We start from the raw sequence: 20,006 nt of genomic DNA on the forward strand, positions 1-20,006 counted from the left end.
CGGCCTAACCGGCTGTGCCGTCCTTGCGGTGATGCAGGATAAACCCGAGGCCCTCGGGGTCTGTGCCGAACGCCATGTGGCACGACGGGATGTCCTCGATCGTATCGGCGAAGGTGACGCCGCGCGCCTTGAGATCCTCGACCACGGCTTTGACGTCGTCGACGGCGAACATCACGCCGGACCCTGCGCTTTGACCCGAGTCCGATTTGTATAGTCCGAACGAACCGCCGCCCGGGAACGTCCACTCTGCGAAGAAGTCCGCCATGACGACTCCCGGAGCTGAGCCGAGGACGCCGGTGTAGAACTCTACTTGGCGGGCGAGATCTTTAACGGTGTAGTACGAGGCATCCACTGCGCGCACTTTGTGCGAGGTCGTCGTTGCCATGGCCGAATCCACTCCTGAAGCGTCACGAAATTCCGGCAAAACGCCGGACGTGGACGCTTCGGCGAGCTCGACCTATGCGCCTATCCTTTGGACGGCGCCCGCCGATTCGCTGCTGCTCCGCGCGCAGGCGATGCACGCTTCGATGAAGCCGGTGTAGAGCGGGGCGGGCCGCGTCGGACGCGACTTGTATTCCGGATGCGCTTGCGTGCCCAAGAACCACGGATGCGCAGGCAGTTCGATGACCTCGACGAGATCGGCGTCGACATACAACCCTGAGAAGACCATGCCGCGCCGTTCGAATACCTCGCGATAGCGGTTGTTGAATTCGAAGCGGTGGCGATGCCGTTCGGTTATCTCGAGCTCGCCGTAGGCGCGCGCCGCGACCGTTTCGGGCGTAAGACGGCACGGGTAGGTGCCGAGGCGCATCGTACCGCCGAGCGCTTGAAGGTTGCGCTGGTTCTCCATGAGATCGATGACTGGATGCGGCGTGTCCGGCTCGACTTCGCGCGTGTGCGCGCCCTCGAGCCCGCAGACGTTGCGCGCGAACTCGACGCAGGCGAGCTGCATGCCGTAGCAGATGCCGAGGAACGGCACGCCGCTTTCGCGTGCGTGACGGATCGCGAGCAGCTTGCCCTTAATGCCGCGTGCGCCAAAACCGGGGGCGACGAGAATGCCGGCAGCGCCGTCGAGCGCTTCGACACCGCGGTCTTCGAGCGTCTCCGAATCGACGCGCAGCACCTCGACCTCCGTATTATGCGCGACGCCGGCGTGGTAGAGCGCTTCGTTGATCGAGATGTATGCGTCTTTGAGCTCGACGTACTTGCCGACGAGCGCGACGCGAACGGTACCCTTCGGCCGTTGGATGCGGCGCACCATCGCGCGCCAGTCTTCGAGGTCGAGCGCGCGGTCGGCGAACCCGAGTTTCTGAGTGACGGCGTCGGCTAGGCCCTCGGCTTCCAAGTTGAGCGGCACCTGATAGATGCTCTGCGCGTCGCGCGACTGCACGACCGCCGACGGCTTCACGTCGCAGAAGAGCGCGATCTTCTCTTTGATCTCGGGCGTCAGCGGATATTCCGTGCGGCAGACGATGGCGTCCGGCGTGATCCCGATCGCGCGCAGCTCGCGAACGGAGTGCTGCGTCGGCTTCGTCTTCAGCTCGTCGGCCGCGCCGAGATGCGGCACGAGCGTCAAGTGGACGTACATGACGTGGTCGTCCCCGACGTCGTGGCGGAACTGGCGGATCGCTTCGAGGAACGGCAGGGATTCGATGTCGCCGACGGTGCCGCCGACTTCGACGATGCACACCTCGGCGCCGCTGGCGACGGCGACTTGCTTGATCCGCGCTTTTATCTCGTTCGTGATGTGCGGGATCACCTGGACCGTTCCGCCGAGGTAATCGCCGCGCCGCTCTTTGTCGATCACCGCGCCGTAGACCTGACCGGTCGTGACGTTGTGCAGCCTGGTGAGGTTCTCGTCGATAAAGCGCTCGTAGTGGCCGAGATCGAGGTCCGTCTCCGCGCCGTCCTCGGTCACGAAGACCTCGCCGTGCTGGTACGGATTCATCGTACCGGCGTCCATGTTGATGTACGGATCGAGTTTTTGGATGCTGACCGAAATGCCGCGGCTCTTGAGCAGTCTACCCAGCGAAGATGCCGCGATGCCTTTACCGAGCGACGAGACGACGCCGCCAGTGAAAAAGATGTACTTCGTCATCGTCGATGCGCTCCGTCGCTGTCGCCGGCATACAAAAGAGCGCGCCCGTCAGAGCGGCCGGTGCCTGGATTTCGCGGCTTCTGCTGCCGCGCAATCCTGAAGCGCCTGCACCCATAACGGACGCAATTCATGTACTTTGCGATTCCGGCTACCGGAAGCTGAATCCTGCCTACCTCGCCCAGTCCCGCGGTTGGAAGAAGCGCATCGCGTCTTCTTCTCGGCTGCCCGCCTCGGCCGCCCAGCCGTACTGCCAGCGCGCGAGCGGCGGGAGGGACATGAGGATCGATTCCGTCCGGCCGTTCGTCGCGAGGCCGAACGAAGTGCCGCGATCGTAGAGCAGGTTGAATTCGACGTAGCGGCCTCGACGGTAGAGCTGGAACGCTCTTTCTCGCTCGCCGTGGCGTTCGTCTCGCCGGCGGCGCGCTATCGGTTCGTACGACGGCATGAATGCGGCGCCGCAGTCGCGCAGGAACGCGAACGTCGTTTCGAGATCGCCGCGCAGCTCGTCGAAGAATATCCCGCCGACGCCGCGCATCTCGCCGCGGTGCGGCAAGTAGAAATATTCGTCGCACCACTTCTTGAAGCGCGGGTAGTACGAAGCGTCGTGCGCATCGCACGTGCGTTTCCACGTCGAGTGGAAATGGCGCGCATCCTCTTCATGCGGATAGTAGGGCGTGAGATCGCTGCCGCCGCCGAACCATGCGTCCGAACCGCGCTCGAAATAACGGAAATTCGCGTGGACGGTCGGCACCATCGGACTGCGCGGATGGAGCACGAGCGAAATGCCCGTCGCGTAGAATTCGCGGTCCGAGCCACCCAGACGTGCGAGCGCCGCATCCCCGAACTCGCCCCACACGGCCGATCGGTTGACCCCGGCCTGCTCGAACAAGGCACCGTCGCTCAGGATCGCCGTGACTCCGCCGCCGCCGCCGGGCCGCTGCCAGCGATCGCGCTTGAACCTGCCTCTTCCGTCAAGACTCTCGAGCGCATCGACGAGCTCGTCGTGGACCTGTTCGACCCACGCCTCGACTCGATGCCGCAGCGGTTGCGCGGGTGAGGTCATGCGACGACGACCATCCGCTCAATGCCGGCAAGGTCGCTGGCGACCTCGACGTCCCTTTCGGGAAACGCGTCTTTGGCCAGCCTCGCAAGCTCGAGCGCGTTTCGCGGCCCGCATTCCATGTATAGCTTGCCGCCGTCTGCGAGAAATCGCGGAGCGGACGGGAGCATACGGCGGTAGACGTCAAGCCCGTCCGCGCCGCCGAAGAGCGCCAGGGGCGGCTCGAAATCGCGCACGCCGGGCTCGAGCAGGTCGCCATCCGACTCACCGACGTACGGCAAGTTCGCGACGATCGCATCGAACCGCAGCTTCGCGTCGACGGCGTCGAAAAGATCTCCGTGGCGCAGTGTCACTTGCACTGCGAAACCGAGCGAATCGACGTTCTCGGTGGCGACGTCGAGCGCATCGCGATCGGCGTCCGTCGCGACGATCTGCGCGTCCGGCAACGCGTCGGCGAGCGCGCAGGCGATCGCGCCTGATCCCGTGCCGAGATCGATGATGCTCGCTGCGCGACCGCGATGATCTTGGACGACGCGCGCGACGAGTAGCTCGGTTTCCGGCCGTGGGATAAGGACGCGGCGATCGACCGTCAGCCGCAGACCGCGAAACTCCTTGGCGCCGACGATATACGCGACGGGTTCGCCGGCTTTTCGGCGTGCGACCATCGACGCGAGACGGCGAAGGCGCGCCCTGTCGACGATGTTCTCGCCGTAAGCTATGAGAGCGGACGCATCGAGTTCGAGAGCGCTAGAGGCTAAAACGCGGGCATCGAGCGCCGGCGTGGGCGAGCGTCCGGTGAGTTCGACGCGACCGGCTTCGATGGCCGCGGCGATGCTGAGATCAGAGGCTGACATCGCCTTCGAGGCGACGGCGCTGCTCGTCCGCGAGCAGCGCGTCGATGACCGAGTCGAGTCCGCCGTCGAGGATGCCTTTGAGGTTACCCGTCGAGAGTCCGATGCGGTGGTCGGTGAGGCGATCTTGCGGAAAATTGTACGTGCGGATCTTCTCGCTGCGATCGCCTTTGCCGACTTGCTCGCGACGCTCGCGTGCGGCTTTCTCCTCCTGCTCGCGAAGCTTTTCTTCATAGAGACGCGCGCGCAGCAACTGCATGGCACGCTCGCGGTTCTGGAGCTGCGAGCGCTCTTCTTGACACGCGACGACGATGCCGGTCGGCTTGTGCGTGATGCGAATGGCCGACTCCGTCTTGTTGACATGTTGGCCGCCGGCGCCTTGCGCGCGGTACGTGTCGACTTGCAGGTCGGCCGGATTGATCTCGATCTCGACCGCGTCGACTTCCGGCATGACGGCGACGGTCGCCGTCGACGTGTGGATGCGGCCGTTCGCTTCCGTCGCCGGCACCCGCTGGACGCGATGGACGCCGCTTTCGTGCTTGAACAGCCTGTACGAGCCCTTGCCTTTGACCGCGATGACGGCTTCCTTGTAGCCGCCCGCGCCCGTCTCTTGCGTGCTGACGAGCTCGGTCTTCAGATGGTGCGCTTCTGCGAATCGTAGGTACATGCGCATGAGATCGCCCGCGAAAATCCCGGCTTCATCGCCGCCCGTTCCTGGTCGAAGCTCGATGAATATATCTTTATCGTCGTTCGGATCTTTCGGGATCAGGAGTTCTTTCAGACGCTCTTCGCTTTTCGCGAGTTCGGAACGCAGGCGCTGGATCTCGGCGCGTGCCATCTCGGCGATGCCCGGGTCGGAATCGCGCGCCATCGGCTCCGCTTCGCTGAGTTGCTTTTCGAGAACGCGGTGGTCGCGCCACGCCGAAACGACCGGCTCGAGCGACGCGCGCTCTCGTGCCAGCCTTTTGTTCTCATCGGGATCGAAGGTGCCGGCGCCCATGTCGGCGAGGCGGCGCTCGATTTCGTCGAAACGCGCCTCGACGACGCGAAGCCGGGCCTCGAGCGTTCCGCCGTTATCCATAACAGTTGTGATCGTCGACCGCGCTAGCCCGGCCCTGCGCGGCTAGTCCGCCTTTTTTTCTTTCGCGTCGGCCGGTTTGGCTTTGGCAGCCTTCGGCTTTGCGGCTCTCGGCGCACGTTTCGGCTTCGCGGGTTTCGCTGCGGCGTCAGCCGTCGGCGCTTCGGCCTCAGCCGTCGGCGCAGCTGCTTCGGGCGCAGGTGTGGTTACTGCCGCTGTGGGTGCGCTGGCTGCGGCCACCGGTTCAGCTAGAGACTGTATCGGTTCGGCGACGACGGGCTCGGGTGCCGATGCGGCCGGCGTCGCTGCAGTAGACTCGGCTGCGGTCGGTTCCGCTGCTGTTGGTTCCGCTTCGATCGGTTTGGTCGCAACCGGTTCCGGCGGAGGCGTCTGCGTCTTCGGAGCCGCCGGCTGCGCCTTCGGGGCGGGCGCTTTCGTCTTGGCCGCTGCGCCGTTCGTCTTGACAGGTGCGGTCTCGGTCTTCGAAGCGGCGCCGTTCGTCTTAGGTGCGGCGGCCTTTTGCTCGCCCGCCTTCGCCTTCTTCGATTTCTTGCTCTCGACCGTACCGTATTTCGTCATGAATTTCTCGACGCGGCCTTCCGTGTCGACGAACTTCTGCTTGCCGGTGAAGAACGGGTGGCACGCCGAGCAGATCTCGACGTGCAGTTTTTCAACGGTCGATCCGGTCTTGAACGTGTTGCCGCAAGCGCAGACGACGGTGGCTTCAAACCACTTGGGGTGGATCTTCTCTTTCACGAGGGGTACCTTTCGAATCGACGCTGCCCGGCGGATGCTTCGGCGACAGGGTTGTCCCGCAATCCGCCACGTGCGCCGACCGCCATTTTACCACATGGAGCGCGTGTGGTCAAAGCGGAGCGTCAGTTTTGTAGCGGCCGAGTTCGCTATTTGAGGTACTTGTCGAACCAACCCACCCAGCGCCGGTAGATATCCTCGCTTCGTATCGGGTCGCTCGGATAGTGACCTTCGACCGGGTACGCGACGAACTCGACCGGCACGTGCCGGTCGCGAAGCGCGTGGAAGAACTCGTAGTCTTCGACGATCGGAACGCGTACGTCGCCCGTGTCGTGTAGGATGAGCGTCGGCGTCGTCACCTGATCGGCGTACGTGATCGGCGACTGCTCGATGTATGCATCGCGGATCGCCTTCGACGTCCAGGGCGAACCCTCGAAATAGTACTTGCCGATGACGTTGTAGTCAGAGATCCCATAGTCGACGAAATCGTCGGTCGGTGCGGCGCCCGCGACGGCGGCCTTCCATATATGATAGTGCCCGATGAGCCAGGTCGTCATGTAGCCGCCGTACGACCACCCGCTCACTCCGATCCGCGATGTGTCGACAAAGCCGAGCTTCTTCACCACATCGATGCCGGCCATGACGTCCCTGCCCGGACCGTCACCCGCGTCATTGAAGATCGCTACTTGATACGCGTTGTCGAGTTCGTCGCTGCCGCGATAATTCGGCTCGAACACGGCGTCACCGTGCGCGGCGAAGAGTTGCGAGAGTCCCTCGTAGTCGGTATCGAAGGCCTCGACGCTCGCCCAGTTCGGACCGCCGTGGATCTGCAACACGAGCGGGTACTTCTTGCCTGCGATGTAGCCGGCCGGATACGTGAGGACGCCGTCCTCATGGTAGCCGTCTGGTCCGACCCAGTCGACGTGCGTCACGCGCCCGAGTTCCATCGTCGCGAACGTGCCGTTGAAATCAGTAAGCCGTCGCGGCGCCGAGTCGACCGACGACATGTAGTAGAGCTCGGTCGGACGTTCCGGCTCCGAACCCGGGAACGTCATAGCGCCGTTGGCGCGGACGTCCACGGTCGCACCGCCCGACGGCACCGCACCGGGATTCACTTGGCCCGTGTCGATCATCCGGCTCGCTCCGTCCTCGTCGACGCGCCATAGGCGCGCCCACGTGCCGTCGTGTGCGAGGACGATGAGCGAGCGCGAATCGGGCATCCAACGTGCGTCGATAGCATTGCGATCGAGCGCGTACATCGCATCCTTGCCGATGCCTCCGCTTGCCGATGTGATGAAGAGATCGTTGAACGCGACCGCGTCGCCGTCGCGCGGGTACCAATACAAGATGCGCGACCCATCTGGTGAATACTCGCCGCCGGCCTCCTCGCCGGCGTGCGCGGTCAACGGATGCTGACGGCCGGTCGCGACGTCCATGAGCATGATCTTCGTTGCGACACCGTCGGTCTTGTACGCGTTCGGCATCTGCGTGTACGCGATCGTCTTGCCGTCCCCCGACCATGAGAACCACGCCTCGGGAACGGCTTGCGGCAAGATCACCTCGCCGGGCGGCAGTCCTTTTGATCCGCTCGTCAGACGGTGCGGCGTGCCGCCTGCCGCACCTATCGTCCAGAGATGCCACGGCTCGGGTGCAGACGTCGCGAGATAGTCGTTGTCGCCGACGACAAAAGCGATCGGGTTTTTGGGTTTGTCGGCTGTGACGTAGGCGAACGCACCACCGTCAGGCCGCCAGGCATAGGAGTCGACACCTTCCGAGGCGTGCGTGATCTGTTTCGGCGTGCCGCCGCTTGCGGCCATGACGAAGATCTGCGACGCATCGCTGCCCACTCCTGATATCCCGTCGGCGAGGAACGCGATGTGCGCGCCGTCGGACGAGAAGCGCGGAGAGCTCAGGCCGGTCATCGCGCTCGTCATCGTGTGGACCACGCGCGTGTTTATGTCGATCTCGTCGAGATCGGTGTTCACATCGTTCGAATCGAAATCATACGTGGTGTTGACGAAGACGATGCCGCGTCCATCGGACGTGAAGCGCGGTTCGGAGATGCCGACCTCGTGCCGAAGGTCGGCGAGCGTCATGAGATGGTTGCTCGCGAAGCTTGGCGAGGCCTGGACGGCGAGTAGGACCGCCGTGATGACGGCAATTGCGATGCTGCGTTGCATGCCATGCAGTTCACGGTGCGCGGGTTCGGGCCTTGCTAGACACGCCGTTTTCAACGCGGGATTAGCGAGGCGACAGGTCAACTCAGGAGGACCGGAACATGGCTTGGCTTCCTATCGCCTCTGCTGCCGTCGAGATGCTCGGCCAACACGCGACCGACGCCGCGCAACAAGCGATGATCGGCGCCGACGAGACGCATCAGCTCATGCTTCAAGCGCAGGAGATGGCGCACCAAGAAGTCATGGATCAGCGCAGTGAGCAGTTCAACGAGGCGGTTCAGGAACGCTCGGAGCGCATGCGCGAGCGATCATTGCTCGACGATCTCAACATGACCGATCGCAAGATCGACGATAAACTCACGAAGGATTGGCTCGGTCTGATCCGCGGCCAATAGCCTATAGCGCCATGGGTAGGGAGCGGTCGAGATTCATCTCGACCGCCGCGGCCCTTCGCACCTAAGCGCTTCGCCAGCTAGTCGATCTCAAGACTTTTGATCTTGTCGCCCGCGAGCTCGAAGTGGTACTCCAACTCGACGATCCCACCGGGGAAGTTCCCCTCGAGTCGGACGAGCGCCGTGTACTCATTCTCCTCGACACCATGCACTTCGAGCACTTGGGTCGTGTACTGATAGACGGACGCGGCCTTGTCGCGCCATTCCCGAATGCCGCTGCGCCCGCGCCACGTCTTTCCTTCGTCGTTCACGACGCCATCTTCTGTGAACAAGTCAACCATCGTGTCGAAGTCACGCGCCGACTGCGCTGCGAAATACCTTTTGATCACATCCGATGCCATCGGATCTACGGGTTCAGCCATCGACTCCTCTACGGCCCTAGCGAAGCTCGGAACTCTTCGGGCTGTCTTTGACGTAGGGCGCGAGCCAACGAAGGGCGTCGGCATCGTCTTTGAATAGCCCGATGTGGACGCCGTTCTTCCGGCCGGCTCGTTGGAACGCTTTGCCGTAAAGCGGATCGTGGATCGGCTCGATGAACGCGCAGACCTTGGAGAACTTGGGACCGAGGCCATCGAGCAGCGCCCCGAGGCGCGTTTCAATCGTCGCGTTCTTGAACGTGATACCCGACTCTCGAGCGTCGACGAGCAATGCTGCTCCCGGAGGTACCTTCGGGTCTGAGCGGATTGCGTCGAACAGCGCTTGGCGCTCTCGGGCGGTGACGTCGCCCGAGATGATCAACCGCAAGATGGCGCCTTCAGCTCGATACGTGACCATCGGGATCTGCCGTTATCGGCGTGGTGGGCGATCGAGGACTCGAACCTCGGACCTCATCCTTATCAGGGATGCGCTCTAACCACCTGAGCTAATCGCCCGCACTTTCGTGTAACCCTTACTGCGCGTGGATTTGCAAGCTTTTGCCAATCTCCTGGATACGCCTCGTTTGGACGCATTCATGTGGCGAGCGTCCCAGCAGCGCAAAGGTCTATGCAGAGGAACCCGGCATTGAGAATATTGGATGCACTCGTCGCTCGACGTGCGACGTCGCCAGGCTCACCGTAAGATGCATGCTGCCGACATTGACGTATAGCAAGCGCCGCAGGTTGGCGCCCGGAGCCTGAAACTTCCCCAGAAAGGGGCATCTCCGAAGTGACCAAGTCGCAAAAAGGTTTCACGCTCATCGAGCTGATGGTCGTCATCGCGATCATCGCCATTTTGGCCGCCATCCTCATCCCCAACTTCTTACATGCGAGAGCTGAAGCGCAGACGTCAGGCTGCGAAGGCAACGAGAAGCAGATCGCGACCGCCATGGAAGAGTACGCCGTCGATCACAATGGCACGTACGGCGCGGGCGGAACGATAACGAGCACGCTGCTCGGCACGCTTTACCTCGGTGTCACCCCGTCGGATCCGGTCAACAAGTCGAACTACAGCGTCACGACGACGACCGGTTCGTACGGCTCGTACCAGATCACCGACACGGGCGGACATGACACGACGACCACCGGCAGCCTGCCGGGCGGCCCAGGTACCGGCTCGATCATCTACAACCAAAACGCGGGTATTCAGGCGAAGTAGCATCGAGTAGTCCGGCTCGACTATTCGGCGTCCGCGATCGCTCCAAATCGGAGCGTAGGTGATTACCGCGGCCTTGCCACGTATGCGGTTGCATGTGCTGGCCTGCTTCCGATATAATCCACCTTGTCGTGCGGGGGATTAGCTCAGTTGGTAGAGCGCGTGCTTTGCAAGCATGAGGTCAGCGGTTCGAGCCCGCTATCCTCCACGTCGTAAGCCCTCATCCCGCACTAATTTGCGGGATTTCCTTTCTCATTGATCGGACCCACCGGCCGGGAGAGCCAGATGCGCAAGCTGATCTATCCGATGAACACGTCGCTCGATTTGTACGTCGAAGGAACTGACGGCAACTTTGCCTGGACGACTCCCGACGACGAGTTGCACAAACATTTCAACGATTTGATCGCGGTCGCGACGACGCACTTACATGGGCGCCGCATGTGGGAGACGATGGGCGGCTATTGGCCGACCGCTGAAGCCGATCCGGCGTGCACTCCCGTCATGAAAGAATTCGCGCGCTACTGGAACGCGTGCGAACACATCGTCTTCTCCCGCTCCTTGCAGTCGGTCGAGCATGGCGCTCGCCTAGTGCGCGACAATGCGGTGGAAATCGTGAGACAATTGAAGTCTGGAGCGGGCAGCGACATGCTCGTAGGAGGTCCGGGGCTTGCCTCAACGCTTATCGCAGCCGGGCTCGTCGACGAGATTCGCCCATACATCCATCCGGTAGCGGTCGGTGCCGGCAAACCGTTCTTGCTCGACCTCCCAGGCCAGCTCGACCTGAGGTTGCTGGGCAGCCACACGTTCGCAAATGGCGTCGTGCAACTGCGCTACGCGCCCCGGACGACCTGATCTCTTGAAGATCGTCGGGATCCGGTGCTTTCATACACTATAGACGGTAAGATACTTCGGCTCATCGTCTCGGGCGACGTCACGCTGGCCGAGCGCCGATCCGTCTACGACGCAGTGCGCGCCGACCCCGAAGTTCCCGATCATTTTGTCCTCGTCGTCGACGCGCGCGATTCGAGCGTGACGTTCCGCGACGCGACGATCGATGTACGCGTACGAGCCCTGGTCGAAGGACTCGGCGACAAATTCGGGGGCACGTGCGCGTTCATCGAACCGGCGGGCGACCCGCTTTACGGCAAAGCCTTCCAACGCGCCGGCGGTAGGTACGGCGTCCGCATCGGCCTATTCGATGACGAAGAGAGCGCCCTTCGTTGGCTGGGCGCATACATGGAAGACGGCATCGAGTAATGGCGCCGCCCCCGCGCGAAGATCGCGAGGGGCAAGCGCGGGCCCGCTGGATGCTACCGGATCAGATCCAGCATCGGATGCACGTTCGTCGTGTCTGCGGTGTTGCCGAGCAGCGGCAGACCCCAGACGTTCTCGATCGTCGAGAGTATCGAGTATTCGTTGTACGGCACGGCGGAAACGAGCGGTCCGCCGGGCGTACCCGAGATCACGATCGTCACCGTGTGGCCGCCGCCGAAATCGAGACCGCTTTGGAAATGCGGCGAGTCGCAGCAGCCGAGCGTCGACGAGTAGTCGTCTTCGTCGAACGTCACGAAGATGAGCGAGTTCGCCGTGAACGCGGGCGACGCTTCGATCTTGGTGACGAGATCCTTGACCGTCTTGTCGCCTTCACGGAGCAGCGCGTCGAACGCGCCGCACGGCTGCTGACCGTGCATGTCGTGGCACTGATCGGGGACGATGAGCTCGAACTGCGGCGCGCCGGAGCCGAGTGCGAGGTCTGCATTGAGCTTGTCGAGCGGCTTGAGGAGCGCAAGGCGCGCCGGGTTCTTGGCGATCGTGTTGAAGTAGACGAACGGATTGTGCTTTTGCGCGTACAGGGCGACGTTGCTCGGGAATTGCACGCCGAGGAAACCGGCGGTCGGCATCGACTGGAAGTACGCGGCCCACGTCATCCCCTTCGATTCGAGCGAATCGACGAGCGTCGGGATGCTGCGCATCGAGACGCACGGCGGGCCGGGCGGCGGTTGTGCGTAACAGCTCGGATTGTCGTTATGGACATCGCCGAACTGGCCGCTGATGAGCGCAAGATAATTCGGAAGGCTCGGGTGGGTCGTGCCGAAGTACACCGTCGAAAGGCCGTTCGCTTCGGCGATGGATGTGATAAACGGGGTGTCCTGCAACGTCACCTTGACGCTGTCGTGACGGCCGATGACGTTATCGAAGCTCTGGTTCTCCATCATGATCACGAAGACGCGATCGATGGGGTGCGCCGACGCAGGCGCGATGACGGCGACGCACGCGATGACGGCCGCGAGCGTCGTCAAGACAACACGGAACAAGCTCCTCAAGGCAATGCTCCTTTCGAAAGCATGGGACCTTAGCCAGTCACGATGATGCGCTCGCTTGTTTAAGGACGCGTTGGCGTCCGTTTAAGGTCCTAAGGGTCCCTTTATGCAGCGGAGGTGATCCAAAGGCGCCGTTCACTCGTAGAAAAGACGAGTACCAATTCACTCCACAACTCGAAGGAGAACTACATGGTTTCTATCCGCACGCTCGCTGCGATCGCCGTGGCGGCTGCTAGCTCGGTCGGCACTGTGGCATACGCCGACAGCATGATGAGCGGCTCCGCGATGCAAGGTCGTTTCGGCGGTCCCGTCTACACGGGCGCGCCCGCGCTCATGGTAACGGCATCACTCGTCGCTGTCGGCGGCGGCGCCGCGCACTACTCGACCGCCACCGCGCTTGTCTCGATGGTCGGCAAAGATACCGTCAACGCCGAGGTCGGCAAACTCCAGAAGCAATACGGCAAGGACGCGGTCACGCAGTGGCTCACGACATTCGATTTCGCCGTCAATGACTCGCTCAAGCATGCGACTGCCGCCGGCGTCATGCTTCCCGCTCCCGACGCGATGCTCACCGGCAAAGCGCTTGCGACGACGCTCGTCAAGGCAGGCACCGCCGCCGACGGCACGTTCCAGATCGAGTTCCTCCTCGATAAGGCCGTTTCGCACAGCATCCACAACGCCGTCATGGACGACATCGACAAGGACCCGTCGCTCGGCAAGCACGCGGACCTCATGTATCACACGATCAGCAATCAGGCGTTCTACGATCTCGCGCAGGCGCTCGGCGCCACGGACGTCAAGCTCGCACCGCTTCACTAGAACGCGGCGACTTCTACGAAAAGACGACCGCTCGCGTTGAGCGGTCGTCTTTGATTTGGTTGTCGAATGTTGCCAAGCTACGCTCGGCCTACTACATCTACCCCTTCGCAGGGCCTATCCATACCGTTTTCGCGTTGACGAACTCTCGAATGCCCAGCGCGCCGAGCTCTCGTCCATACCCCGAATGTTTGATGCCGCCGAACGGCAGCCGCGGATCGGACTTCACCATGCCGTTGATGAAGACCGCGCCGGCGTCGATGCCGCCGACGAGCGCGTCGCGCTCCGCATCGTCACGCGTCCAGGCGCTCGCACCGAGCCCGAATGTCGTCGAGTTCGCGACGCGTATGGCGTCCGACACCGACCCGACTTTGAACAATAACGCCACGGGCCCGAAGAACTCTTCCTGAGCGATCGGCCAGGACGGATCGACGTCCGAGACGATCGTCGGCGCGTAGTAGCAACCCTTGCGTTTGAGCGGTGCACCTCCGGTGAGCACTTTCCCGCCGGCCGCGACGAGTCGATGCACTTGATCGTCGATCCCCTTGACGGCGTCCTCGTTGACGAGCGGCCCGATGTCGGTCTTCTCGTCCATCGGATCGCCGACGACGAGCTGTTCGAACTTCGCGACCATACCTCGTTCGAATGCATCCGCGATCGATGCGTCGAGGATGAATCGCTTCGCGGCGATGCAGGATTGACCGTTGTTGATCGTCCGCGCGGCGACCGCAGTCGCCGTTGCCGCCGCGACATCGGCCGTCCCCGTGACGATGAATGGATCGCTCCCGCCGAGCTCGAGGACCGCCTTCTTGATGCGCTTCGCTGCCCGCGATGCGACGCTGCTGCCCGCGGGTTCGCTGCCGGTGAGCGTGACTGCCGCGATGCGCTCGTCGTCGATGAGCGTTTCCGCGGCGGCCGCGCCGATGAGCAGCGTCTGGAAGCCACCGCGCGGCACGCCGGCTCGCGAAAACACTTCTTCGATCGCGAGCGCGCATTGCGGCACGTTCGACGCGTGCTTCAACAGGCCGGCGTTGCCGGCCATGAGCGCGGGCGCTGCGAAGCGGAAGACCTGCCAATACGGGAAGTTCCATGGCATGACGGCGAGCACGACGCCGAGCGGGTCGAAACGGACGTAACTGTCCACGGCGTCCGTGGCGATCCGCTCCTCCGCGAGCATCGACGCTGCGTGCTCCGCGTAGTAGCGGCACACCCATGCGCACTTCTCGACTTCGGCGACCGCTTGACGGATCGGCTTGCCCATCTCGAGCACGGCGAGCTCCGCGAAGCGTCGCTTGTCGGCGTCGAGCACGTCAGCGGCGGCCGTGAGCCAATCGCCACGAACGCGCATGGGCTTTGTCCGGCCGCTTTCGAACGCGGCTGCGGCCGCCGCTAGCTTCTTCTCTATGGCTGCGGTATCGAGCGCGTGAAAGGTCTTGAGCGTCTCCAGCGTGGCCGGGTTGACGCTTGCGATCGCCATTACGCCTTCTCCATGGCGTCGCCGGCGTCGCGCGCGACCGACTCTCGATACTCGTCGAGCATATCGAGTTCTCCGGCGCTCGTCAGCGTCTTCTCGTGGAGCTTCACCCAATCGCGTTTGACGCTGCCGAACATCGGCGCGTGGTTGCGCTTGCGATAGAACATATAGCCGATGACGCCGAGGATCACCCACGTGGGACCCGCGATGCGACCGTAGACGTGCGTCATGAGCGTGAAGATGAGGATCGCGAATATGCCGAGCAGACCGATGAGCGACAGCAGCGAGACGTCGCCGCGCTTGCCGGCGATCGTCATCGGGATGTTCCAGGGCATGCGAAAGCGGCGCGGCGCGGCACTATCGGTGAACCGCAACACGATGAGCGCGACGAAGACGAGCGTGTACGACAATGCCGCGCCGAAGGCGTACAGATCGGCTAGGAAGTTGAGCGCGCCTGTGCCTTGTACGAAGGCCGCGAAAAGCAAGATGACCGCAAAACCGGAGAAGACGAGAATCGAGTTGAGCGGCGTCTGCGTCTTCGGGTTCGTCTGCTGGAAGAACGACGGCAACAGACGGAACTTGCCCATCGAGTACGCGATGCGCGACGCGCCGAAGACTCCCGAATTGCTCGAGATGAGGACGAGCAGCGCGCCGATGATCGGGATGTAAAGGGCGAAAAACACGCCGACGACCGGGATCTGGCTGGCGAGGACGGCGACGGCTTTGTCGTTGTGATCCGGGCTGCCGACGTATTGGTACATCGGCACGACTTGATGCGTCGCCGGATCGACCGCCGTCATCCCAAGCGCCAGATTCGAGTATGCGAGAGCGAAGATGAGGATCGTGAGGATGAGCGCGACCGACGAGCGGGGCATGACGCTCGCGGGCCGCTGCGTCTCCTCGGCGGCGTGCGAGATACTTTCGAGCCCGACGAACGAGATGATCGCGAGCGAGATGCCCTTGAGGAGGTCATCGGTGGTCGGCGCGTGGTTTTGCATCGTATGGATCAGCACTTCGGGATGCCAAACGAGCGTGAAGCCGCATACGAGGATGAACGTCTCGGTGCACACGTCGATGAGGCCTACGACTTCGTTCAAGCGCGACGATTGTTTGACACCGACCGCGTTGAGCGCGGTGAGGAATCCCGTCACGCCGAGGACGAGGATGAAGTAGACGACGTGGTGATCGCCGAGCCAGGGGATCAGGAAGCTGATGTAGCCGATCGTGAACCACGCGAACAACGCGATGTCGATCGTGAAGTCGAGCAGCACGGCCCAGCCCGCGACGAAGCCCATGAAGTCGCCGAGCGCACGGTTGACGAAGAACTGACCGCCGCCGGCGACCGGATAGGCGGCGGCGAGCTCGGTGTACGCGAGTCCGATGCAGACGTAGACGATGCCGGCGAACGCGAACGCGATATTCGCGTAGCCCATCGCGATGCCCATGACGAGGCCGAGCGCGACGTAGATGTCCGCGCCGACGTCCGCATAACCCCAGGCGTATGAACCCCAAATGGTCACCGAGCGACGAAGTTCGGCTTCGCCCGTCGCGATGACGCCCGATGCGGTTGCCATTGGCCCGTGGCGTTCGAGCCGCTGCTCGCGTTTCCATGTAGCAAAGGCGCGTGGCGGCTCGCGGGAGGTGCGAGAAAACGCTTTTCGTAACCAAGGCGCGCGGAGGAAGATCTGTGATGTATCGTTCGATCGTCGTGTCGGCATGCTCGGTGGTCATCGCGATCGCCGGTTGCAGCGGGAGCGGATCCGGCTCGTCATCGGCTTCACCGTCACCGCCGGATCATACCGCGCTGCCGGCGACCTCGAAGACGCTGGTGACCTTCCAATTCAACGACGTGGCGGTCGCGACGGGCGGCTCGAATACGTTGCGGCTCGGTTTCGCGATCACGAACGCTTCCGACGACCCTCTGCTGTGCGACCCGTCAGAGTTCAACATCCAGCTCAGCGATGGGTCGGTCCTCACCGCGGACGCGAGCGCGGACGACACATGCGATCCGGGATCGGTCGACCCGCATGCCGACGGCAAGGCGACGATGTTCTTCGACCTGCCGCATCCCTATACGGGGCCGGTGATTCTCTTTATGGTCGTCAACGACAACGTGATCGGCCAGGGGACGACGACCCTCAAATAGTCTTCGGCGCCTAGCCGCCGAGGTCGTGGATCTTTATCCGATCAAGGCCGCCAAGACCGGTCGAGGGCCCGGTTATGATCCGCGACGGCACGACTGGGCCCTTCGCGCTCTGCGACATGTCGAGCATTCCCGGGGTGCCATCGGCGTCCGCAAGCGCGGACATCTCAAGATTGCTGTCATGGATCTGGATCCCTAAGATGGTGCCCCAGCCGATCGCCTGCACGGTGCGCGCCGGCTTGGCGTTCCCCGACCGCGATGCGGGAAAAACGAGCACCTGGTGTCCGTCGGATACGTAGATGACGTCCGTCCGGTTGACCCGCAAATCGACTGCGCCAGCCAATCCGGTGTTCGGCCCGGCGATCGTGCGGATCGGCGTGACGTCGCCGTTCGCACCTGCGGCGAACTCCGAGATCGCCTGGTTGGCGGCGTCGAGCGCGAAGACGTTGTTCGCCGCGTCGAGCGCGACCGCCACGACGTCCGACAGCCCCGTGTGGGGACCAGCGATTGTGCGGCTCGGCGAGACGACGCCGTTGACGCCGGGCCCGAACACGAGCACGCCATCCGTCTGGGATGCGACGTAGACATCGCGAGCGAGGTCCATCGCAATGCCGAGTGGGGCATCGGTCATCGCGCTCGACGTGATCGTGCGCGCCGGGGTGGCGTCACCCGTCGCGTCCGGGTTGTAAACTTTGATGTTCGGACCCGACGGGCCGGCATCGCCGACGTAGACGAAGCCGCGTTTATCGACCTCGACCGTTTGCGGCGCGGTCAAACCGGTGCTCGGTCCTTGTATGTTTTGCTCGGGCGTCACGTCGCCATTCGCAAACCAGTCGAACGCGATGACCGCATCGGACGTCGCGTCAGCGACGAAAAGCTGGTGCGGTCCCGGTGAGCCCGTCTCGACGGGGGCGGGCATGGCGCCCCGCGAGACCGACGTCTGCGTCGGTGACACCGCGTGTGACGCGCAGCCGATGACGATCGCGGCGCACACGCCGGCGGCGAAGAGCGATCCGAATCGTGGCATGGGTCTCCTATCGTCTGCAGGCTATCTCGTGGACGGTCGGCGCACGCCAGAGCGCGTGCCGATCAGGCCGAACTCTTCGACGCTGTGCGGCGTGCCGACGAAGACGCGTCCGTCGATCGCGGTCGGCGTCAAGAACGGCTGCGAGTGGAGGTTCGTCCAATAGGCGACGCTCGCTTGATACAGCTTGTGCTGAAGGTTCGTCGCGTCGTAGGCGAAGAGCTGGACCTGCGAGCTCGACTTGTCGCCCGGCCGATTCGTCATCCAGACGATGCCGGTGTTCGCAGTCGCACCGTTGGACGTCACCATCGGAATCGCTCCACCGGTGCCACATTTGTGGACCGCCTGCGACGAGAACACGAGTTGGGTCGACGGCGACGTCTGCAGTTGATATGCGCGCAGTGAATTGCCATTGCCGCAGAAGTACAAGTACGTGCCGGTCGGACCAGCGTAGTATCCAGGGCCGCCGCGGACCGTTCCAAGCTCCGTCGACATCTCTTGCACGACGTTGTCCGGACCGCCGGGCGTGTACCCGCCGAGCCCATCGCGATTGAGCAAGTAGATAGTGCCCTCGAGCCCGGCGATAACAGCGAGGTGTGGAAACGTACCGGGCTGATCGGGTAGCACCAGAACGCCGCCGCCGCCAAGATCGTGGTCCTGTTGCGTGAGTATCGCCTGATCCTGTGGCGTGAACGAATCGGTGATCGAGAGCGTGTTCGTCATCTTGAGGACCGTATCGCCCCAGTTCTGGCCGCCTGTATCCGCGTCGAATGCGCCGTCACCCGTCGCCACGTAGACGTTGCCGAATTCATCCACCTCCGGGCCCCACCCCGCAGCCCAGATGCACGCGTAGTAACGGTTCGTCACGTCGAGCGTCGTGTTCAAGTAGGCGACCAGACTCAACGAGGTCGCGTCGTACGCGAAGATCCAACCGTGCGGTTTGCCGCCGGGCACGTCGTTGTGCGAGCCGAAGCTGGCGTACACGAGACCGTTCGCGAGGAGCATCGACGCACGGTTGAGTTGGCGCAGCGGGTCGAACGGCGCCGGCTTGCCGTTGTTCAGAAGTGGGGTCGCCGTGATGTCGACCGGGCTGCCGGGCACGTCGGTGCCATCGTTGAGGTTGACGGCATGGAGGAATTGGTGGTACGCGAACACGCCGCCGCCCATGTCTTGCTGGATCGCTGCGACGAAATAGATGATGTTCGTGTTCGGATCGATCGCTGGCGTCGACGTGATGCCGACGGTGGGTGCGATGTCCACCGCCCTGACTGCTTGATACGGGATCGGGTTGGCTCCCGCCGAGGGATTCGCGTAGTTCTGCTGCCAGAGTTGCTGACCAGTGTCCGTGTCGAAGGCGTACATCGAGTCGTTTTCGGTCGCGACGATGACGACGTTGTGGGTCGAGCCGGCCACCGTCGCTTGCGACATGTAGAGCGGTTGCGCGAGCACGAAGCCGTCGACCGGCAGACTGAAGATATGGCCGAACGTCGTCGCGTTGACGTTCGACTGATTGAGTGTGACCTCGTTTTGGTTCCACCCCGTGTGCGCGAGGTCGTAGTGGTACTGGAGATAGTCGTTCTGCACAGTCCCCGTTGTGCGGATGACGCTGCCACGGGGACCGGCACTTACCACAGTGATGAGCGTACCGGGCTTGAAGGGAGAGCGAAGCCTGATAGCCTCGACGGCCGACCGGGCGGTGCCGGCACCGAATAGCTGGCCGTTCGCTAATATCTCGTAGCGCTGACCTGGCCGCAGGCCTCGAACGACGAGCTGCCTCGACATCTGATCGAGGCGCCCGAGCCGAACGGGCATCGGCGCCGCATGCGCCGGGAACGGGTTATGGAGAACGGCCGACAAGAAAAGCGCGACGGTGAACAGCATTTATCCGACCCCTGGCAAAGTGGTATGTAGAACGCCCACCGGCTCATAGGGCCGGATAGGGTTCACTCGCGGCTCATTATATCAAAAGAGCCCGCCGCGTGCTCGAAGACTTTCGTCCTGGTCCTAAGAATAAGCGAGCGGCAGGCTCTTTTGGACCTCTAGTACAGCATCCAGTCGCGTCGAAAATGCCGCTCGCGCCCGACGCAGATCTCATGTTTACTCGCCAGAGGTCTTGATCTCAGCGCGAACGAGCTCTTCCGCTACGGATCACCCGCAAGAGAGGCGCTGACACGTATTGAACAACGA

General features: G+C 63.0%; 19 protein-coding genes, 2 tRNA genes and 1 pseudogene. 7 read left to right on the forward strand and 15 right to left on the reverse strand.

Features of this window, described 5'->3' with window-relative positions; all coding sequences use genetic code 11:
* Nucleotides 1-4 precede the first annotated feature (4 nt).
* The 7 genes and pseudogenes from VFO25_04655 to VFO25_04685 all read right to left on the reverse strand — a co-directional run bounded on the left by VFO25_04655 (nucleotide 5) and on the right by VFO25_04685 (nucleotide 8,020).
* Entirely contained in the window at nucleotides 5-385 is a 381-nt protein-coding gene (locus VFO25_04655) for a VOC family protein (GenBank protein ID HET9342184.1), read from the reverse strand.
* 72 nt (nucleotides 386-457) lie between these two features.
* The gene (locus VFO25_04660; protein ID HET9342185.1) at nucleotides 458-2,098 is read right to left on the reverse strand and encodes a CTP synthase; all 1,641 of its coding nucleotides are present in this window, start codon (nucleotides 2,096-2,098) and stop codon (nucleotides 458-460) included.
* Nucleotides 2,099-2,267: 169 nt separating this feature from the next.
* Entirely contained in the window at nucleotides 2,268-3,161 is an 894-nt protein-coding gene (gene hemF / locus VFO25_04665; protein HET9342186.1) for an oxygen-dependent coproporphyrinogen oxidase, read from the reverse strand.
* Nucleotides 3,158-4,012 (reverse strand): peptide chain release factor N(5)-glutamine methyltransferase, encoded by an 855-nt coding sequence (gene prmC, locus VFO25_04670; protein HET9342187.1) that lies wholly within the window; start codon nucleotides 4,010-4,012, stop codon nucleotides 3,158-3,160. The genes hemF and prmC overlap by 4 nt, the downstream gene beginning before the upstream one ends.
* Nucleotides 3,999-5,090 (reverse strand): peptide chain release factor 1, encoded by a 1,092-nt coding sequence (prfA, locus tag VFO25_04675; protein ID HET9342188.1) that lies wholly within the window; start codon nucleotides 5,088-5,090, stop codon nucleotides 3,999-4,001. Before prfA ends, prmC begins: the two co-directional genes overlap by 14 nt.
* Before the next feature lie 549 nt (nucleotides 5,091-5,639).
* A pseudogene (gene rpmE, locus VFO25_04680) lies at nucleotides 5,640-5,843 on the reverse strand (50S ribosomal protein L31).
* Between the two features lie 146 nt (nucleotides 5,844-5,989).
* Entirely contained in the window at nucleotides 5,990-8,020 is a 2,031-nt protein-coding gene (locus tag VFO25_04685) for a S9 family peptidase (protein HET9342189.1), read from the reverse strand.
* Between the two features lie 98 nt (nucleotides 8,021-8,118).
* On the opposite strand from VFO25_04685, the gene VFO25_04690 reads away from it, so the two are divergent.
* Nucleotides 8,119-8,412: a hypothetical protein gene (locus VFO25_04690; protein ID HET9342190.1), complete on the forward strand. Its 294-nt coding sequence runs from the start codon at nucleotides 8,119-8,121 to the stop codon at nucleotides 8,410-8,412.
* A gap of 77 nt (nucleotides 8,413-8,489) precedes the next feature.
* Here the strand turns inward: VFO25_04690 and VFO25_04695 are convergent, their stop codons facing one another.
* The 3 genes from VFO25_04695 to VFO25_04705 all read right to left on the reverse strand — a co-directional run bounded on the left by VFO25_04695 (nucleotide 8,490) and on the right by VFO25_04705 (nucleotide 9,341).
* Nucleotides 8,490-8,831, reverse strand: coding sequence for a nuclear transport factor 2 family protein (locus VFO25_04695; protein HET9342191.1), 342 nt, complete (start codon nucleotides 8,829-8,831; stop codon nucleotides 8,490-8,492).
* Between the two features lie 16 nt (nucleotides 8,832-8,847).
* A complete protein-coding gene (locus VFO25_04700) occupies nucleotides 8,848-9,243 on the reverse strand; it encodes a hypothetical protein (protein HET9342192.1) in 396 nt (131 codons plus the stop codon).
* Nucleotides 9,244-9,264: 21 nt separating this feature from the next.
* Nucleotides 9,265-9,341, reverse strand: a tRNA-Ile gene (locus VFO25_04705).
* Between the two features lie 274 nt (nucleotides 9,342-9,615).
* On the opposite strand from VFO25_04705, the gene VFO25_04710 reads away from it, so the two are divergent.
* The 4 genes from VFO25_04710 to VFO25_04725 all read left to right on the forward strand — a co-directional run bounded on the left by VFO25_04710 (nucleotide 9,616) and on the right by VFO25_04725 (nucleotide 11,298).
* Nucleotides 9,616-10,044 (forward strand): prepilin-type N-terminal cleavage/methylation domain-containing protein, encoded by a 429-nt coding sequence (locus tag VFO25_04710; protein HET9342193.1) that lies wholly within the window; start codon nucleotides 9,616-9,618, stop codon nucleotides 10,042-10,044.
* Between the two features lie 132 nt (nucleotides 10,045-10,176).
* Nucleotides 10,177-10,249: transfer RNA gene (locus VFO25_04715), tRNA-Ala, on the forward strand.
* A gap of 77 nt (nucleotides 10,250-10,326) precedes the next feature.
* Complete coding sequence (locus VFO25_04720) at nucleotides 10,327-10,893, forward strand: dihydrofolate reductase family protein (GenBank protein HET9342194.1); 567 nt, start codon at nucleotides 10,327-10,329, stop codon at nucleotides 10,891-10,893.
* A gap of 24 nt (nucleotides 10,894-10,917) precedes the next feature.
* A complete protein-coding gene (locus tag VFO25_04725; protein HET9342195.1) occupies nucleotides 10,918-11,298 on the forward strand; it encodes a hypothetical protein in 381 nt (126 codons plus the stop codon).
* Nucleotides 11,299-11,351: 53 nt separating this feature from the next.
* Here VFO25_04725 and VFO25_04730 read toward each other — a convergent pair whose 3' ends face one another.
* The gene (locus VFO25_04730; protein HET9342196.1) at nucleotides 11,352-12,365 is read right to left on the reverse strand and encodes an alkaline phosphatase family protein; all 1,014 of its coding nucleotides are present in this window, start codon (nucleotides 12,363-12,365) and stop codon (nucleotides 11,352-11,354) included.
* Nucleotides 12,366-12,551: 186 nt separating this feature from the next.
* Between VFO25_04730 and VFO25_04735 the strand changes: the two genes are divergently transcribed.
* The gene (locus VFO25_04735; protein HET9342197.1) at nucleotides 12,552-13,181 is read left to right on the forward strand and encodes a hypothetical protein; all 630 of its coding nucleotides are present in this window, start codon (nucleotides 12,552-12,554) and stop codon (nucleotides 13,179-13,181) included.
* A gap of 97 nt (nucleotides 13,182-13,278) precedes the next feature.
* Here the strand turns inward: VFO25_04735 and VFO25_04740 are convergent, their stop codons facing one another.
* On the reverse strand, nucleotides 13,279-14,655 hold the full coding sequence (locus VFO25_04740) for an NAD-dependent succinate-semialdehyde dehydrogenase (protein HET9342198.1): 1,377 nt from the start codon (nucleotides 14,653-14,655) through the stop codon (nucleotides 13,279-13,281).
* The gene (locus VFO25_04745; GenBank protein HET9342199.1) at nucleotides 14,655-16,226 is read right to left on the reverse strand and encodes an APC family permease; all 1,572 of its coding nucleotides are present in this window, start codon (nucleotides 16,224-16,226) and stop codon (nucleotides 14,655-14,657) included. Before VFO25_04745 ends, VFO25_04740 begins: the two co-directional genes overlap by 1 nt.
* A 116-nt stretch (nucleotides 16,227-16,342) precedes the next feature.
* Here VFO25_04745 and VFO25_04750 point away from each other — a divergent pair, with 116 nt between their 5' ends.
* On the forward strand, nucleotides 16,343-16,798 hold the full coding sequence (locus VFO25_04750; GenBank protein ID HET9342200.1) for a hypothetical protein: 456 nt from the start codon (nucleotides 16,343-16,345) through the stop codon (nucleotides 16,796-16,798).
* Nucleotides 16,799-16,808: 10 nt separating this feature from the next.
* Here VFO25_04750 and VFO25_04755 read toward each other — a convergent pair whose 3' ends face one another.
* Nucleotides 16,809-17,822: a hypothetical protein gene (locus tag VFO25_04755; protein ID HET9342201.1), complete on the reverse strand. Its 1,014-nt coding sequence runs from the start codon at nucleotides 17,820-17,822 to the stop codon at nucleotides 16,809-16,811.
* 21 nt (nucleotides 17,823-17,843) lie between these two features.
* Complete coding sequence (locus VFO25_04760) at nucleotides 17,844-19,700, reverse strand: PQQ-binding-like beta-propeller repeat protein (GenBank protein HET9342202.1); 1,857 nt, start codon at nucleotides 19,698-19,700, stop codon at nucleotides 17,844-17,846.
* Between the last annotated feature and the right edge of the window lie 306 nt (nucleotides 19,701-20,006).

It is taken from the genome of Candidatus Eremiobacteraceae bacterium (assembly GCA_035710745.1).
Lineage (GTDB): Bacteria > Vulcanimicrobiota > Vulcanimicrobiia > Eremiobacterales > Eremiobacteraceae > JANWLL01.